The organism is Bradyrhizobium sp. AZCC 1693 (assembly GCF_036924745.1).
Taxonomy (GTDB): Bacteria; Pseudomonadota; Alphaproteobacteria; order Rhizobiales; family Xanthobacteraceae; genus Bradyrhizobium.
Genome location: NZ_JAZHSD010000001.1, coordinates 1,361,729 through 1,378,954, shown reverse-complemented (window position 1 = coordinate 1,378,954; position 17,226 = coordinate 1,361,729). Strand labels below are relative to the sequence as shown.

15 protein-coding genes are annotated in these 17,226 nt (G+C 63.9%); 10 read left to right on the top strand and 5 right to left on the bottom strand.

Going from position 1 to position 17,226, the window contains the following annotated elements; translation table 11 throughout:
- Positions 1–6 precede the first annotated feature (6 nt).
- The gene (locus tag V1293_RS06830; protein ID WP_334507863.1) at positions 7–705 is read left to right on the top strand and encodes an ABC transporter ATP-binding protein; all 699 of its coding nucleotides are present in this window, start codon (positions 7–9) and stop codon (positions 703–705) included.
- Positions 706–830: 125 nt separating this feature from the next.
- Here V1293_RS06830 and V1293_RS06825 read toward each other — a convergent pair whose 3' ends face one another.
- The 3 genes from V1293_RS06825 to V1293_RS06815 form a co-directional block, all read right to left on the bottom strand.
- Positions 831–1,094: a DUF3551 domain-containing protein gene (locus V1293_RS06825; protein ID WP_334507861.1), complete on the bottom strand. Its 264-nt coding sequence runs from the start codon at positions 1,092–1,094 to the stop codon at positions 831–833.
- Positions 1,094–1,354 (bottom strand): DUF3551 domain-containing protein, encoded by a 261-nt coding sequence (locus V1293_RS06820; protein ID WP_334507859.1) that lies wholly within the window; start codon positions 1,352–1,354, stop codon positions 1,094–1,096. The genes V1293_RS06825 and V1293_RS06820 overlap by 1 nt, the downstream gene beginning before the upstream one ends.
- 148 nt (positions 1,355–1,502) lie before the next feature.
- Positions 1,503–1,796, bottom strand: coding sequence for a DUF3551 domain-containing protein (locus V1293_RS06815; RefSeq protein WP_334507857.1), 294 nt, complete (start codon positions 1,794–1,796; stop codon positions 1,503–1,505).
- A 303-nt stretch (positions 1,797–2,099) separates the two neighbouring features.
- Here V1293_RS06815 and V1293_RS06810 point away from each other — a divergent pair, with 303 nt between their 5' ends.
- From V1293_RS06810 to V1293_RS06795, 4 genes are all read left to right on the top strand, one after another.
- Positions 2,100–2,846: an outer membrane protein gene (locus V1293_RS06810; RefSeq protein WP_334507855.1), complete on the top strand. Its 747-nt coding sequence runs from the start codon at positions 2,100–2,102 to the stop codon at positions 2,844–2,846.
- Positions 2,847–3,734: 888 nt separating this feature from the next.
- The gene (gene dnaE, locus V1293_RS06805) at positions 3,735–7,244 is read left to right on the top strand and encodes a DNA polymerase III subunit alpha (RefSeq protein ID WP_334507853.1); all 3,510 of its coding nucleotides are present in this window, start codon (positions 3,735–3,737) and stop codon (positions 7,242–7,244) included.
- Between the two features lie 218 nt (positions 7,245–7,462).
- Complete coding sequence (locus V1293_RS06800; protein ID WP_334507851.1) at positions 7,463–8,197, top strand: carbonic anhydrase; 735 nt, start codon at positions 7,463–7,465, stop codon at positions 8,195–8,197.
- A 218-nt stretch (positions 8,198–8,415) separates the two neighbouring features.
- Positions 8,416–8,943: a DUF2846 domain-containing protein gene (locus tag V1293_RS06795; RefSeq protein WP_334507849.1), complete on the top strand. Its 528-nt coding sequence runs from the start codon at positions 8,416–8,418 to the stop codon at positions 8,941–8,943.
- A 209-nt stretch (positions 8,944–9,152) separates the two neighbouring features.
- On the opposite strand, the gene V1293_RS06790 is transcribed toward V1293_RS06795, so the two are convergent.
- Positions 9,153–9,338, bottom strand: a complete 186-nt coding sequence (locus V1293_RS06790) for an HTH domain-containing protein (RefSeq protein WP_334507847.1) — start codon at positions 9,336–9,338, stop codon at positions 9,153–9,155.
- A gap of 175 nt (positions 9,339–9,513) precedes the next feature.
- Between V1293_RS06790 and V1293_RS06785 the strand changes: the two genes are divergently transcribed.
- The 3 genes from V1293_RS06785 (at position 9,514) to V1293_RS06775 (ending at position 12,762) form a co-directional block, all read left to right on the top strand.
- Positions 9,514–10,485 carry a helix-turn-helix domain-containing protein gene (locus V1293_RS06785; protein ID WP_442894215.1) on the top strand — a complete coding sequence of 324 codons (972 nt, stop codon included), beginning with the start codon at positions 9,514–9,516 and terminating at the stop codon, positions 10,483–10,485.
- Between the two features lie 136 nt (positions 10,486–10,621).
- Complete coding sequence (gene adh / locus V1293_RS06780; RefSeq protein ID WP_334507843.1) at positions 10,622–12,139, top strand: aldehyde dehydrogenase; 1,518 nt, start codon at positions 10,622–10,624, stop codon at positions 12,137–12,139.
- A 194-nt stretch (positions 12,140–12,333) separates the two neighbouring features.
- Positions 12,334–12,762, top strand: coding sequence for a CBS domain-containing protein (locus tag V1293_RS06775; RefSeq protein WP_334507841.1), 429 nt, complete (start codon positions 12,334–12,336; stop codon positions 12,760–12,762).
- Between the two features lie 78 nt (positions 12,763–12,840).
- On the opposite strand, the gene V1293_RS06770 is transcribed toward V1293_RS06775, so the two are convergent.
- A complete protein-coding gene (locus tag V1293_RS06770; RefSeq protein ID WP_334507839.1) occupies positions 12,841–13,308 on the bottom strand; it encodes an aminoacyl-tRNA deacylase in 468 nt (155 codons plus the stop codon).
- A gap of 263 nt (positions 13,309–13,571) precedes the next feature.
- On the opposite strand from V1293_RS06770, the gene V1293_RS06765 reads away from it, so the two are divergent.
- Positions 13,572–15,896: a caspase family protein gene (locus tag V1293_RS06765; protein ID WP_334507837.1), complete on the top strand. Its 2,325-nt coding sequence runs from the start codon at positions 13,572–13,574 to the stop codon at positions 15,894–15,896.
- Between the two features lie 221 nt (positions 15,897–16,117).
- Complete coding sequence (locus V1293_RS06760) at positions 16,118–17,116, top strand: 30S ribosomal protein S2 (RefSeq protein WP_334507835.1); 999 nt, start codon at positions 16,118–16,120, stop codon at positions 17,114–17,116.
- The last annotated feature ends 110 nt before the right edge of the window (positions 17,117–17,226 follow it).

Genomic DNA, 17,226 nt, shown 5'->3' with positions numbered 1-17,226 from the left:
GACGCGATGGCCGAGGAGGCAGAAGACGTACCGGTTATCTATCTCCACGAGATAAAACGTGAGTACCGGCAGGGCGAGGCGACGTTGACCATTCTCAACGGCGCCAAGCTCGCGCTGTGGGCCGGGCAGTCGGTGGCGCTGGTGGCGCCGTCGGGTTCGGGCAAGTCGACATTGCTGCACATCGCAGGCCTGCTCGAAAGCCCCGATGATGGTGAGGTCTATGTCGCGGGCACGCCGACCTCGCAATTATCAGACATCGATCGCACCCAAATCCGGCGCTCCGACATCGGCTTCGTCTATCAGTCGCATCGGCTGCTGCCGGAATTCACCGCGCTCGAAAACGTGATGCTGCCGCAGATGATCTGCGGCCTCAAACGCGCCGAGACGATCAAGCGCTCGGAGGAGATTCTGGCCTATCTCGGCCTCGGCGACCGCATCACGCACCGGCCGGCCGAGCTATCCGGCGGCGAACAGCAGCGCGTCGCCATCGCGCGCGCGGTCGCCAATGCGCCGCGGGCGCTATTGGCCGACGAGCCGACCGGAAATCTCGATCCGCACACCGCCGATCACGTCTTCAATGCGCTGATGCAACTCGTGAAGGCGACGCAGGTCGCGATGCTGATCGCCACCCATAACATGGAACTGGCCGGCCGGATGGACCGGCGGGTGTCGCTGGTCGACGGCCGGGTCGTCGAACTGGAGTAGCGCATGCTCTCCGCGCAAATGCTTGGCGTTTGTCGCGAAGGAAGCGGATCCTGTTTTCCCTCGCGACAAACGCGAAAACGCGTTTGCGCGGAGATCATGCTCACATCAAAGAGATGGACCGACGCTCAGTAGCCGTTGCGGTAGCGCTTGTAGCGGCGTGCCGAGGGGTCTTGAGCATGTGCGAAATACGGATTGATCACGCATTGCGCCGAGCGGCCCGACGCTGACATGTTGCATTGTGGCAGCGAGGTATAGGTACATTCGTAATAGCTGACCCTGCCATAAACATGCAGGCACACCGGATAGCGGGGATCGTAAGTCTGCGCCTGCGCCGGTGCCGCCGCCGAGGCGGCTCCGATTGCCAAAATTGCCAAAGCCAGAATGCGCATCAGAATCTCCTTCGGGATTGGCGGCTGCGATCGGTCTGCATGTCCGCCTTGGCGTTGAAATAGGGGTTTGCAGCGCAACTCGCATCTCGCCCGGAGGCGGTCGCCTGGCACTGCGGCAGCGACGAAAAACTGCAATCGCCGGCACCGGCGCCGAAATCGCAGCCCTTGATGCAGTAGGGAAACTCGCGCGCCACGGCCGGCACCGCAAACGCTGCCGACACCGCACCGACCGCCATCAGCGCCAGCCACGCCCTTCGCATGCATCCTCCGCCGGTAGCCCCAGGAATCCTAACTGCAATCTTCGGTGGCTAAGCAGACGATCCACCCACGCCCGCGTCAAATCACGTTCGCGCGTTGGATGTCGCTTCGGCGTGCGGATGCGCGGCGCAATGCGCCCTCGGTGGGCGCTCAGTATCTGCCGGGGCCGGGGGCGGGCGGCAGCGCGCGGCCCCGCAGCGGGCGATACGCGGAGGGCGGCGGTTCGCTCTCGCCGACATAATAAGGATTGGCGATGCAATAGAGAAAGCGTCCCGAAGCGGTCGCCTGGCACTGCTCGTAGCTTGTGAAAGTGCAGTAGCTAAGCCCCGGATACTCGTCTCCCTGAAGGCAGAACGGATATCGGGTGCCGACCGCTTCGGCAGGCGCGACGCCAAGTGCGGCCAATCCGGTTGCGGCCAGTACGGCTAGAATCGCTTTATGCATTTCGAATCTCCTGATCGTAGTGCCGCGCTTTGCCGGTTCCCTTTTCATCGACACAAGCCGCACCGGCGCGCGCTCGTCAAGCCGTTCCGCCGTGTAATACCGCCGCAAAGCTGAATGTGCATTTTTTGCGGCGGGTTCCGGTGCAAAGTTTCGAAAAAACGCCTGCAGCACAACATTAACTTACGTTCACACTGAGGCCATTTGGTGTGCGCTGTTGCAGCGAGGTTACAGCAAATCAAGCGAACAATGCTATGAGCATGCCACGGCCTTGGGGGCTGTCAAAAAGGAACGGGAATAAAAAGAATGAAGAAGCTTTTGCTTGTTACGGCCAGTCTGATCGCGCTCGGCGCGGCTGCGCCGGCTGTTGCTGCGGATCTCGCTGCGCGTCCTTACACCAAGGCGCCCCCGATGGTCGCTGCTGTGTATGACTGGACCGGGTTCTACATCGGTGCGAACGGCGGCTGGGGTTCGAGCCGCAACTCCTGGGATTCGGTTGCGCCGAACATTTTGGTTGGCCCCGAGGGCTCTCATGACGCGACCGGCGGCACCGTCGGCGGTCAGGTCGGCTACCGCTGGCAGGCTGGCACCTGGGTGTTCGGCCTTGAAGCCCAGGGCAACTGGGCGGACTTCTCGGGCAGCAACACGAGCCTGGTGTTCCCCGGCTTCCGCAACCACACGAACGTCGATGCGTTCGGCCTGTTCACCGGTCAGGTCGGCTATGCCGTCAACAACGTCCTGCTCTACGTCAAGGGCGGTGCTGCCGTGACCTCGAACAGCTACCGCATCAACACCGTTGGAGGCGCGCTCGCTGGCGTCACCGGCGACGACACCCGCTGGGGCGGCACGATTGGCGCCGGCCTCGAATACGCCTTCGCCCCGAACTGGTCGGTTGGCGTAGAGTACAATCACCTGTTCATGCAGGACCGTACCTACACCTTCACCGCGCCGGGCGGCGGTTTCTTCAGCGCCGAGCGCGTCCGTCAGGACGTCGATCTCGTCACCGCCCGCCTGAACTACAAGTTCGGCGGCCCGGTCATCGCGAAGTACTGATCTCGCAGCGACCTTGCTAACAACGAAAGCCCCGGGCATGTCCCGGGGCTTTTTGTTGGGGGCGGGAAGCCGCTTAGCGATCGCGATTGTCCGCAAAAATAGCCGCCCGCAGGCCCTTGGGTCGTGCGTCAGTTTGGCTATGGAAAAATTCCGGGCTGGAAAACGGGCGGTTCCGGGCGCATATTTCGGGGATGGCGACAATTGTTCAATGCAATTGCGGCGCCGAGTACAGACGCACTGAAGAGAAGTTCTTGGTACCGCAAACGGGTGACGCGATCTGCGCAGTCTGCGGCGCTGCGCTGGAATCGTGGTTGGAGGCCACCCACGTTCCCTCATACGAACTTATTGAACGTCCACAGACAGAAAGTCGGCAGGACGAGCCACCCAAAACGCCCTAAGGGACCCCAACCAGCTCGCCAAGTCGATCATCGACGTTGCGGAGGGCAGGTCGCCGATGCTCCAGTCCCATCTTACCGACCTCCATTAACCAAGCGATTTCTTTCGGGGTCATTCTTCAAACTGCCCCACTACCGGCCCTTGACTCCCGGAACAAAAAAGGAACAATGTTCCTCATATGTTCTCATATCGTAGGGAGTCGGACGATGTTGCGGATGTTTGTGGAAGAAGCGGCGGCGCTGGCGTCGATTACGCTGTTTGTCGCGATGATTGCGGTCTGGGCGCAGGTGATTCCGCAGCTTTGAGGCGGGATCGGAAACCTGATCCAGGCCGTTCCGCGGACGGGTTGGGGAAAAGCCGGATGGCGGGCGCGCATCGCGCGTTCCGCGTGGACTCGGCAGGGCCAAGGCATCACCATTGCGGCGGCGAGTCGGCGTGCACCAGCGGCCGATGATCGCTCCCCATCATGATGCAAGAGCCCGTTAAGCGACCATGTCCAGTGCCGGATTCGTTCATCTCCACGTTCATTCGGCGTATTCGCTGCTGAAGGGCTCGATCAAGATCGCCAAGCTCGGCGAATTGGCGAAGGCCGACCGCCAGCCCGCGCTGGCGCTGACCGACACCGACAACATGTTCGGGGCGCTGGAATTCTCCGACAAGATGGCCGGCTACGGCATCCAGCCGATCGTCGGCTGCGAACTCGCCGTCGATTTCGGCGACCAGGACCCGAACGCGCGCAACGCGATGGCAGCAGTGCCGTCGCGAATCGTGCTGCTGGCGGCGCGGGAGCGCGGCTACCGCAGCCTGATGCGGCTGAACTCGCGGGCGTTTCTGGAGACGCCGGTGCATCAATCCCCGCATATCAAGCTCGAATGGCTGGAAGGCGATGCCGAGGATTTGATCGCGCTGACCGGCGGCCCCGACGGCCCGATCTCGCTGGCGCTGCATGCCGATCACACCGCGCTCGCGGCAGGGCGTTGCGACCGGCTGGCGAATCTGTTCGGCGATCGCCTCTATGTCGAATTGCAGCGCCACGGCATCGACAAGGAGCGCCGCGTCGAGACCGGCCTGATCGATCTCGCCTATGCCAAGGGATTGCCGCTGGTCGCGACCAACGAGCCGTATTTCGCATCGAATGACGATTACGAAGCCCACGATGCGCTGTTGTGCATTGCCGGCGGCAAGCTGATCGCCGAGACCGATCGCGACCAACTCACGCCCGATCACCGCTTCAAGACCCGCGCCGAGATGGCGGTGCTGTTCGCCGATATTCCGGAGGCGCTGGCCTCCACGGTCGAGATTGCGGAGCGCTGTTCGTTTCGCCCGAAGACGCGAAAGCCGATTCTGCCGCGATTCACGGTCGGCGCCGGCTCAGGCTCCGATGCGGCAGCTGAGGAGGCGGCGGAGCTGAAGCGCCAGGCCGAGGAGGGGCTCGCAAGGCGCCTGCAGGTTCACGGCCTGTCGCCCGGCACCACGGAAGAGGAATACCAAAAGCGTCTCGCCTTCGAGATCGACGTGATCAACCGCATGAACTATGCGGGCTATTTCCTGATCGTCTCGGACTTCATCAAATGGGCCAAGGCCCACGACATTCCGGTCGGTCCGGGCCGCGGCTCCGGCGCCGGTTCGCTGGTCGCCTATTCGCTGACCATCACCGATCTCGATCCGATCCGCTTCGGCCTGCTGTTCGAGCGCTTCCTCAACCCCGAACGCGTGTCGATGCCGGACTTCGACATCGACTTCTGCCAAGACCGCCGAGGCGAGGTGATCGACTACGTGCAGGAGCGCTACGGCCGCGATCAGGTAGCGCAGATCATCACCTTCGGCACCCTTCAGGCGCGCGGCGTGCTGCGCGACGTCGGCCGCGTGCTGCAGATGCCGTACGGGCAGGTCGATAAACTGACCAAACTGGTGCCGCAAAATCCGGCTGCGCCGGTGACGCTGGCGCAGGCGATCGAGAGTGAACCGAAGCTGCAGGCGTTCCGCGACGAGGATCCGGTGGTGGCGCGCGCCTTCGACATCGCCCAGCGCCTCGAAGGGCTGACGCGCCACGCCTCGACCCACGCCGCCGGCATCGTGATCGGCGATCGCCCGTTGAGCGAACTGGTGCCGCTCTACCGCGATCCCAAATCCGACATGCCGGTGACCCAGTTCAACATGAAATGGGTCGAGCCGGCGGGGCTCGTGAAGTTCGACTTCCTCGGCCTGAAGACGCTTACCGTGCTCGACGTCGCGGTAAAGCTGCTCAGGCAGCGCGACATCCAGGTCGATCTGCCGACGCTGCCGATCGACGATGCGCCGAGTTACCAGATGCTGGCGCGGGGCGATGTGGTCGGCGTGTTCCAGGTGGAAAGCCAGGGTATGCGGCGGGCGCTGATCGACATGCGCCCCGACCGCTTCGAGGACATCATCGCGCTGGTGGCGCTGTATCGCCCGGGTCCGATGGCCAACATCCCGACCTATTGCGCGCGCAAGCACGGCGATGAGGAGCCGGAATATCTGCATCCGATCCTGGAGCCGATCCTGAAGGAGACGTTCGGCGTCATCATCTATCAGGAACAGGTGATGCAGATCGCGCAGGTGATGGCCGGCTATTCGCTCGGCGACGCCGACCTGCTGCGCCGCGCGATGGGCAAGAAGATCCGCGCCGAGATGGAAAAGCAGCGCGCGATCTTCGTCGCCGGCGCGGTCAAGAACGGCGTGCCGAAGGGGCAGGCCGATACGATCTTCGAACTGCTCGCAAAATTCGCCGACTACGGCTTCAACAAGAGCCACGCTGCGGCTTACGCGCTGGTGTCCTATCACACCGCCTATATGAAGGCGCATTACCCGGTGGAGTTCCTGGCGGCGTCGATGACGCTCGAACTCAACAACACCGACAAGCTGTCGGAATTTCGCGCCGAGGCGCAGCGGCTCGGCATCAAGGTCGAGGCGCCGAATATCAACCGTTCGGGCGCCACCTTCGAGGTCGGCGAGAACACGATCTATTATGCGCTGGCCGCGCTGAAGGGTGTCGGCATCCAGGCGGTCGAGCAGATCGTGGAGGAGCGCAAGAAGGGCGCCTTCACCTCGCTCGCGGACTTTGCGGCGCGGGTCAATCCGCGCGCGATCAACAAGCGCATCATCGAAAGCCTGGCCGCGGCCGGCGCATTCGACACGCTCGAATCCAACCGCGCCCGTGTCTTTGCCGGCGCCGATGCCGTTCTCGCCGCCTGCCAGCGCAGCCATGAGGCGGCAACGATCGGTCAGAACGACATGTTCGGCAATGCTGCCGACGCGCCGACCATCATGCTGCCGCAGATCGAGCCCTGGCTGCCGGCCGAAAAACTCCGCCGTGAATACGACGCCGTCGGTTTTTTCCTGTCCGGCCATCCGCTCGACGACTATGCGACCGTGTTGAAGCGGCTGCGGGTGCAGTCCTGGGCGGAATTCTCGCGCGCCGTCAAGACCGGCGCGACCGCGGGCAAGGTCGCGGCCACTGTCGTGTCGCGGATGGAACGGCGCACCAAGACCGGCAACAAGATGGGCATCATGGGGCTATCCGACCCGACCGGCCATTTCGAGGCGGTGCTGTTTTCGGAGGGGCTCGCGCAATACCGCGACGTGCTGGAGCCGGGGGCTGCCGTATTGCTGCAGCTCGGCGCGGAGTTGCAGGGCGAGGACGTGCGAGCGCGGGTGCTGCATGCCGAGCCGCTGGATGATGCAGCGGCCAAAACCCAAAAGGGCCTGCGCATCTTCGTTCGCGACACCAAACCGCTGGATTCGATCGCGCGGCGGCTCAACATGCCGGAAGCATCAGCGCCAAACGGTCCGGCCAAAGGCTTGCCGGCAAAGCCTGCGCCCGCGCCATCGGGCGGCGCCGATGGCGACGTCTCGGTGGTCATGATGCTCGACCTGCAGACCGAGGTGGAAATGAAACTGCCGGGCCGCTTCAAGGTCTCGCCGCAGATCGCCGGCGCGATCAAGGCAGTCGCCGGCGTGGTCGACGTGCAGACGCTATAACCAACGCCTGGATATGGCGCACGCCAACATCTTCGCGAAGTCGGGCAGAGAATTCGCCTCCGCCAATCGTTGATCGTGCGCGGGATTCCTCGCGTCTGTTACGGCGGCCTATAGAGCCAAAGCTTAACCAACCTGAAAGTTTCGCCGCGCAATCATAGCCGTTGTGTCGGATCAGGCGTCGGCGACACGGACGCCGCAAGCCGCAAAGGAAAAGTGCAATGTGCGAAAAATGCGTCTCAAATCAGCTTCATCCGACGGCGCCCTCGCGGCGTTCCGTAGTTCTTTTCGCGGCCTCGGCGCTTGGGCTGATGCTCGCCGACGCAGCTAACGCCAAGGATACGAAGACCCCTCCTAAGCCGCAGAACGTGTTGTCGCCGGATGCCGCCCTCAAGAAATTGATGGAAGGAAATGCGCGCTATGTTGACGGCACATCGCGGCGTCACGACTTCAAGCATGAAAGGGAAGTATTGGTTGGAGGTCAGAACCCTTACGCGGCCGTTCTGAGCTGTGCGGATTCGCGCATAGCGCCCGAATATGCCTTCGATAGCGCTCGCGGTGACTTGTTCGTCTGCCGCGTGGCCGGCAATTTCGCTAATGATGATACGGTTGCCAGCATGGAATACACCGTCGCCGTGCTTGGCACGCCGCTGATCCTGGTGCTTGGTCACGACAATTGCGGTGCGGTCGACGCGACGATCAAATCTCTGAAGGACAACAAGCCGCCGCCGGGACACATTCCGTCTCTCGTGGCCGCGATTGCGCCCTCGGTGAAGGCGTCAGCACAGCAGAGCGGAAATGCGCTCGACAACGCCATCCGCCAGAACGTGATTGATAACGTCGCTAAGCTGAAATCGGCCGCACCGATCCTCAACGCAGCCGTCGAGCAGAACAAGCTCAAAGTGGTCGGCGGCATCTACCGGCTTGCAACCGGCAAGGTTGAGCTGTTGAGTTGACCAGACTGGACGGGGCGCGACGCGCGCGCCGCCGCGCCCAGCACAGTGTTGGGCGTGGTCACGCCAGGGAAGAAGCTGCAAATTCTCGCCGTCATCCGTTCCCTCGCGGTTCTCTGGTGCCGCTCCAATTCATCTGAGCCTCCAAACCAAACGAAGTTCTATTGCAACCTCACCGTGTTCCCGGCTATGCCCTTTCAGGGGAAAGTTTTGGGGGCGTTATGTTGGGGCGTGGAATTGCGTTGCTGTCGGGTGCGTTGCTGTTGTCGGGCTGCATGACAGCCAAGGTCGGAACCGACTATGCGGCGATCTCGCAAAAGATCGGGCCGCCGAAACCGGGGCAGTCCCGAGTGGTGGTGCTTCAAAAAAAGCGCGACGGGCTATCCATGGCCATTTGTGCCTGTGAGGTGAGGGTGGATGGCAGGCCGATGGGCAAGGTGCTGGTAGGCACCTACGCCTATGCCGATCTCCCGGCAGGTCCGCATCAGCTTGTCGCGAGCGAAACGCTGTTTCCGGGCGAGACCAGGCGTGACTTCACCACGGCGCCTGGCCGTACCTATTTCTTTCTCGTCAAGTCGAGCGCGAGGCATGATGCGGTGTCGGGAATGTCACTGGTCGGGGGATTGGCCGGCGTGGCGGTTGCGGCTGTCGCAACGTCCGGAAGCGATAATCTCGGGCCGGGCGAATTTATTCCGATGGACGAGCCGGCCGCGAGAACGATGCTCGCGGAGCTGCAATTGGCAGATTAGTCCGCAAGCCAGGGAGTGCGGCGCTGCGGAAACCCGAAGGGCCGCCGAGCTCCCGTTCGAAAAAGCCCAGCGCAAAAGGCCAGATGTTGCGCTTTGAACTGCGTCCGCTGCCGTCCTGATAGAAGATGCGCAACTTGCGCTCGGTCCGGATCGCCTGGCGAATGACCGGCAGTTCGGCATCGCCGGTGGCGATGCTTTTCCCGGCCCGATCAGGAGGCCCGACGTATCGCCGCCTCGGCATCGATCCGCGCGCCCTGCGCATTGAGTGTTTCGATGTCGCGGTAGAGCGTGCGCAGCGAAATCCCGAGCGCCTCGGCCAGTACCGCGCCGCTGACCGGACGCCGATAGCCACGCAAAAGCTGAATGAGATCGAGCAGGCGCTGCGCGCGCGACATTGATCCGTCCCGTTACCAAGCCGACTAAAGTCTATCAGGGCATGCTGCCAAAACATGTCAGCATCATTTCGTTGCCGGCTTGAGACGGGGAAGCGGGGCGAGGTAACGTCGCGCGCGCTTGATCTGGATCAATTCGCCCACCGCCCCGGGCCGAATATCTTGCTGCGCGGGAGGAATGAGCGTGGCGCAGACCACCAAACACCATGCCGATCAGGTGCAGGCGACGGTCGCGCGTGGCTCGGCCGCAACATCCGCCGTCGTCGCGTCCTGGCGCCGGTCATCCAATTTTCATCGCCTCGACCCCGCCGAATGCAACCTGCCGCGCCGGTTGAGCCAGGCCGAATTCGAATTGGCGCGGCAGCAAATCGAGCCGCTGCTCCGGGCCGCGCAATCCAACCTCGACCGGCTGTTTCTCGCGGTCGGCGGCGTCGGCTGCTGCGTGCTGCTGGCCGACCGCAACGGCGTGCCGGTCGACCGGCGTGGCGCCGCGTCCGATAACGAGACGTTCAAGGCGTGGGGCTTGTGGACCGCAACGGTCTGGAGCGAGGAGTGCGAGGGCACCAACGGCATCGGAACGTGTCTGGCCGAGCAACGCGCGCTCACCGTCCATCGCGACCAGCATTTCTACGCGCGCAACACGCTTCTGAGCTGCACGTCGGCGCCGATCTACGATCACGAGGGCAGGCTGGCCGCAGCCCTCGACGTATCATCTTGCCGCGCCGACCTCACGGAAGGTTTCGTCAATCTCATTGCGGTCGCCGTCGGCGATGCCGCCCGCCGGATCGAGATGGAGAACTTCCGGCTCGCGTTTCCGAACGCTCGCTTTCTGTTCGCGCCCGATATTAACCGTGGCGGCGGCGGGTTCATCGCGGTCGATGCCGACGACCTCGTCATCGGCGCGACGCGGTCGGCGCGCGTGGCGCTTGGCGTGACGCGGAATTTTCTCAAGAAGCCGTTGCCGGCGGCGGATCTGCTCGGCGGCGCGTCCAGCCCGGCGCGAGATCTCGACCAGGCCGAGCGGGCAGCCGTCCAACGGGCTCTGGCGCGCAGCGACGGCAACGTTTCGGCCGCAGCCGAGGCGCTGGGCATCAGCCGCGCCACGCTGCACCGAAAGCTGCGGCGCCTGGAGCTCAATCGCGCGCATTGACGGTTTGTCCGATCCACTGTCGCAGTTCTGCGACACACGCGCCCGCGATCAGGATTCGACGGGCAGACAGTAAAGCCCGCCTTCGCCATGGTTTTCCCGAGCGCCGCATCCAGCGACGCCATAGCGAGGAACAGCCATGAACAAGGTCGAATTTTCACGAACTGCGAAGGCCCCGTTCGAAAGGCGATACGGGAACTACATCAACGGAAAATGGGCCGAGCCGCGCTCGGGCCGCTATTTCGAGAATTTCTCGCCGGTGAACGGCCGGCTGCTTTGCGAGATCGCGCGCTCCGATGCCAACGACATCGAAGACGCGCTCGACGCCGCCCACGCCGCCAAGGAAGCCTGGGGCCGCACCAGCGTCGCCGAGCGCGCGCTGATCCTGAACCGCATCGCCGACCGCATGGAGGAAAACCTCGACTTGCTCGCGCTCGCCGAGACCTGGGACAACGGCAAGCCGATCCGCGAGACCACCGCGGCCGACGTGCCGCTCGCCATCGATCATTTCCGCTACTTCGCCGGCGCCATCCGCGCCCAGGAAGGCGGCCTTTCCGAAATCGACCACGACACCGTCGCCTATCATTTCCACGAGCCGCTCGGCGTCGTCGGCCAGATCATTCCGTGGAACTTTCCGCTGCTGATGGCGTGCTGGAAGCTGGCGCCGGCGCTGGCCGCCGGAAACTGCGTCGTGCTGAAACCGGCCGAACAGACCCCGGCGGCGATCATGGTGTGGGCAGGCCTGATCGGCGACCTTTTGCCGCCGGGCGTGCTGAATATCGTCAACGGCTTTGGCCTCGAGGCCGGCAAGCCTCTGGCCTCATCGCCGCGCATTTCCAAGATCGCCTTCACCGGCGAGACGTCGACGGGCCGGCTGATCATGCAGTATGCCAGCCAGAACCTGATTCCGGTGACGCTCGAACTCGGCGGCAAGTCGCCCAACATCTTCTTCGATGACGTCTTGGCCGAGGATGACGATTTCTTCGACAAGGCGATCGAAGGCTTCGTCATGTTCGCGTTCAACCAGGGCGAGGTCTGCACCTGTCCGAGCCGCGCACTGATCCACGAAAAGATCTTCGACCGCTTCATGGAACGGGCCTTGAAACGCGTCGAGGCTATCGTCCAGGGCGATCCGCTCGATCCGGCCACCATGATCGGCGCGCAGGCGTCCTCCGAGCAGATGCAGAAGATCCTGTCCTATATCGACATCGGCCGCGAGGAGGGCGCGCAGGTGCTGACCGGCGGCGCGCGCAACGAACTGCCGGGCGACCTTTCCGGCGGCTTCTACGTCAAGCCGACGGTGTTCCGGGGCAACAACAAGATGCGGGTGTTCCAGGAGGAGATTTTCGGGCCCGTGGTTTCGGTCACAACCTTCAAGGATGACGACGAGGCGCTCTCGATCGCCAACGACACGCTCTACGGCCTCGGCGCCGGTATCTGGAGCCGGGATGCGAGCCGGCTGTACCGCTTCGGCCGCGCCATCCAGGCGGGTCGGGTCTGGACCAATTGCTACCATGCCTATCCGGCGCACGCCGCGTTCGGCGGTTACAAGCAATCGGGTGTCGGCCGGGAGACCCACAAGATGATGCTGGATCATTACCAGCAGACCAAGAACCTCCTGGTCAGCTACAGCCCGAAGAAGCTTGGTTTCTTCTGATCTGTTCTGACTTGCGACAGCGTTGCGCGCGGGCCGCTTCAAGCCGCGCGCAACGACGCCAACGCCAATTTCAAGAAATTATCATTGCTTTTTTGCGATGCCGTCGTGCCCGATCCGTCGTATAATCGCGCCAAAGGGGGAACTGTTCTGCATCACGTGAATTCCACCTGAAATCGCAGCAACGGAGATCCGCCATGAAAGTCAAAGACGCAATGCACAAGGGCGTCGACTGGGTCAGCCCCGACACGCCCATCACTGAAATCGCCAAACTGATGCGAGCGCACGATATCGGCTGCATTCCGATCGGAGAGGACGACAAGCTGGTCGGAATGGTGACCGATCGCGACATCGTCTGCAAAGGGCTTGCTGGCAACGGTTTCGATGCCAGCCGCGCCAAGGCGCGCGACGTCATGACCGACGGCATCCACTGCTGCCGGGAGGACGATGATCTTGCGAAAGCGGTGCATCACATGGAGACGCTGAAGGTCCGCAGGTTACCGGTGATCAACAAGAGCAAGCGGATGGTCGGCATGATCAGCCTGGGTGACATCAGCCATTCTAGCCATGCTACATCAGGTGATTTGGTGTCCGAGTACGTGAAGAGCGTTGCGGCCCATCACTGACGCGCGGCAGCCCTCGCGCTAACGAGCAATAACGCCCGCGTCGAAATCGACGCGGGCCGCCGACGGGATCGAGCGGCTTCAATCGTGCGTGCTGAAGTGGCCGCGCCAGGCCTTCGCCGTCAGTCGCGCGAATTGCTCGCCTTCCATGCGGATCAGCGTGGCGTGATCGCCGCTTTCCATATAGACGTGCCGCTGCGCATCGATGCTGTCGTCGATGATAACGTCCAGCCCGTAGCATTCACCGAGCGGCGGTACGGCCCCGCGGTCACAGTCCTCGAACAGGCGCTCGATTTCTTCTTCGCTCGCCAGATCAACCTTGTGGCCGAGCTGACTTTTCAGCGCCGACAGATGCAGGTGATGGGAGGCCGGAAGAACGGCCATCATGTAACCGCCGTCACGGCGCAGCACGACGGCCTTGGCCAGCGCCTCGCCCGGCACGTGGCAAGCCTCGGCTGTGCGCGTCGATGACATGGTAGGGGCGTGGGGGATCAGGTCGTAAGTGACGCTCTGATCCAGATATTTTTGCAAGGTCGGGGAAACGGTCATGGCAGTTCCTCCATTGCTGGGCAATCCGCACACCGGGAGGAACTCGCGCAGTCGCCTCACGATGCGGGCGAACACGATTAAGACAAGAGGATACGCCCGCCAGGCGACCGCGACAATGTGAATTTCGGTGCAGGAACCGGGCGGAGCGGGGACACAAGGCGCGATTTGACCGCGCAATGCCTTGCTGAGAGCGCAATTGTTCAAGACATGTTCATCTTAACGCGCGTTCCATGCGGCGCTTGGGCGGCGACAGGGTGGAAACCATGCGGTTAGCAAGAAGTTTGTCGATCTTCTCGATGTGTCTGGTCGTGATGTCCGGACTGGCTGGACATTTGAACACCGCCGCCGCGCAGCAGCCGGAAAAGCGCATCGCGCTGGTGGTCGGCAACGCCGCCTATGCGAAATCGCCGCTGGCGACGGCGGCAAACGATGCCGGCTTGATCGCGCAGACCTTGCAGGCGGCCGGCTTCGACGTGATCGGCGCCCGCGATCTCGATGGCGACACACTGCGCAAGAGTTTTCGCGACTTCATCCAGAAAGCCGAAAGCTCGGGGCCGGACACGGTCGCGATGGTGTATCTGGCCGGTTACGGGCTGCAATTGGCTGGCGAGAACTATTTCGTGCCGGTCGATTCCGCGATCAACCGCGATTCCGACGTTCCGATCGAGGCGCTGCGGACCGGTGACTACATCCGTCAACTCGCCTCGCTGCCGCTGAAGGCCGGAATTGTCGTGCTGGACGCGGCGCGGCAGCAGCCGTTCGTCAGCGGCCAGATCGCAAGCGGTCTCGCGCTGGTCGAGGCGGACCCGCATATGCTGATCGCGTTCAACGCCGCGCCCGGAACCGTGGCGCCGGCCGAGCAGGGGCCGTATGGCATCTACGCCCAGTCGCTGGCCGAGATGATCCGGACCGGCGGCTTGCCGCTGCCGGAAGTCTTCAATCGCCTGCGGCTTCGCGTGAACGAAGCCAGCAAGGGCGCGCAGGTGCCTTGGGACAGCCAGAAGGTCGACGCGGCCTTCACGTTCTTCGAGCGCGCACCGGATGCGCCGGCGCAGCCGTCGGCGGATCAGGTCGCCGCCGTCCGCAGCAAGCCGATCCGCGAACTCGGTGTGCAGGACGCCTACGCGCAGGTGCTGGAGCGCGACACGCTGCAGGGCTATGAGGATTTTCTCGGCGCTTATCCCGACGATCCGATGGCCAAGCGGGTGAGGGCGATCGCGGCGGCGCGGCGCGAAGCCATCACGTGGCGCCGCACTTACCGCGCCGATACCCCGAACGCCTATTGGTCGTATCTGCGGCGCTACCCGAACGGGCCTCATGCGGCCGATGCGCGCCGTCGTCTCGCCATTCTCACCGCGCCGATCGAGCCGCCGCCGACATTTGACGTCATCGACTACGACGTGCCGCCGCCGCCGCCGGAAGAGTTCATCTATGTCGATCGTCCCGTGCTGGCCTTCGGCGATCCCGAGTTCGATTTTGTCCCGCCGCCACCGGCGCCGGTCTATTACCTGCCGCCGCCGCCGGACGATTTCGTGGTGCTGGAACCGCCGCCGCCACCGATCGGGCTGTTCATCCTGCCGCAGCCGATCTTTGTGCCGATACCGGTCTATGTGCGGCCTCCGCGCTATGTGGCGCCGCCGCCGAACAACATCATCTTTGCCAACATCCACAACACGACCGTCATCAACAACGTGATCAACCGGCCGCCGGCTGCGCCCGCGGCCGGACCTGGCGCCAGGCCTGTCGGAGCCGCGGGCTTACCGGCCGGAACGGTTGCGCCGGGGCGGGGTGGCGCTGCGCCTGGGCTGCCGCCTGCCGTGGCGCAGCGGGCTACGCTGATCCAGCAGGGCAAAGCGCCGGTACCGCCGAGCGCCACGATCAATCCCGCCGCGAGAGCTGGTTTGCCCGGAGCGGGGCAGACCGGGGTGCCGAATGCGAGGCAACCGGTGAATGCGCCGGCCGGGCTGACGACGACACAGCCCTTGCCGAGGACCAATGCCCTGCCGGTTCCCGGCGCCAAGGGCGCGCCGCCGGCCCCGAGTGCCGCCGTCAATCCGAACGCGAGGCCTGCGCCGCGCGCGACGCCGCCGGGATCGGTGGCTCCGGCTGCTACTGGCGCCAGGCCCGCCATCGGGGCCACGGCCCCCACAGTTCCGGTTGTTCCGCCGAAACCGGGCGTTTCCGGCCTTGCACCCAGCACCACCGCCGCGCCTCGGAGGCCGGCCGCGGCTGTAGCTCCGAAACCCCAGTTGCAGCCCGAACTTCGGCGAGCGCCGCCGCCTTCCGCGGCAAACGTGGCAAGGCCTACACCGCCGCCCGCCGCCCGCGTGGCTTCACCGTCCCCACCACCGCCCCGTATAACGGCTCCACCGCCGCGAATGGCCGCGCCGCCCCCAGCCAGGATGGCTGCGCCGTCGCCTCCACCAAGGATGGCGGCACCACCGCCACCGCGTATGGCCGCGCCGCCCCCGCCACCCCCTCGCATGGCCGCGCCACCGCCGCAGGCTCGGATGGCTGCGCCTCCGCCGCGTCCGGCGCCGGCTCCGGCGGCCGCCGCCCGGAAATGCCCTCCGGGTGCTCGGTGCTGATTGTTAACGGGCCAGATCTCCGGATCTGGCCCGAGCGGCCCTGAATCGGTGATCTGGAAGGCCGAAAATCCGGCCTTATTTCCTTGCTTCTGGTTGGAATCCGGCTATACAGCGCGCCATCTCACACGGAAACATGGCTCAAAAGGCCGTCCGGTGGCAGCCGGGCCATAAGGCTCGTTTGCTCACACGTTTCCGGAGGAACCAACCGGAGAATCATCACTATGTCGCTACCCGATTTTTCTATGCGTCAGCTGCTTGAAGCTGGCGTGCACTTTGGCCACCAATCGCACCGCTGGAATCCGAAAATGGCGGAGTTCATTTTCGGCGCCCGCAACAACATCCACATCATCGATCTCGCCCAGACCGTGCCGATGCTGCATCGCGCGCTGCAGGCGGTATCCGACACCGTCGCCAAGGGCGGCCGCATCCTGTTCGTCGGCACCAAGCGCCAGGCGCAGGACGGTGTTGCCGAGGCTGCGAAGCGCTCCGCGCAGTATTTCGTCAATTCGCGCTGGCTCGGCGGCACGCTGACCAACTGGAAAACGATTTCGGGCTCGATCAAGCGCCTGCGTCATCTCGATGAGGTGCTCTCGTCCGGCGAAGCCAACTCCTACACCAAGAAGGAGCGGCTGACCCTGCAGCGCGAGCGCGACAAGCTCGACCGCTCGCTCGGCGGCATCAAGGACATGGGCGGTCTTCCCGACATGATCTTCGTGATCGACACCAACAAGGAAGACATCGCGATCCAGGAAGCGCAGCGGCTGAACATTCCCGTTGCCGCGATCGTCGACACCAATTCCGACCCCAAGGGCATCACCTTCGTGGTGCCGGGCAATGACGACGCCGGCCGCGCCATTTCGCTGTATTGCGACCTGATTGCCCGCGCCGCCATCGACGGCATCTCGCGCGCGCAGGGCGACCACGGCATCGACATTGGCGCCGCCGTTCAGCCGGCCCGCGAGGAAATTCCGGCAGCTGCGCAGCCGACCGGCTTCCAGGGTCTGGCCGGTCCGCGTGGCACCGCCGACAACCTCAAGAAGCTCACCGGCGTATCGGGTGCGATCGAGAAGAAGCTCAACGACCTCGGCATCTTCCACTACTGGCAGCTTGCCGAGCTCGACCACGATACCGCGCACAAGATCGGTGAAGAGGTTGGTCTTCCGAGCCGCGCCGATGCCTGGGTTGCCCAGGCCAAGACGCTGACCGCGGAAGCGGAATAATTGGTACGCCGCGTGGCCGGGTCTTCCGGCCACCGGTTCCGCTCCTAAAGATTACGACATTCCCTGAAGCTGACGGCGGCCCGGCGCAAAGCGCGCGCCGCGCCCGCGGC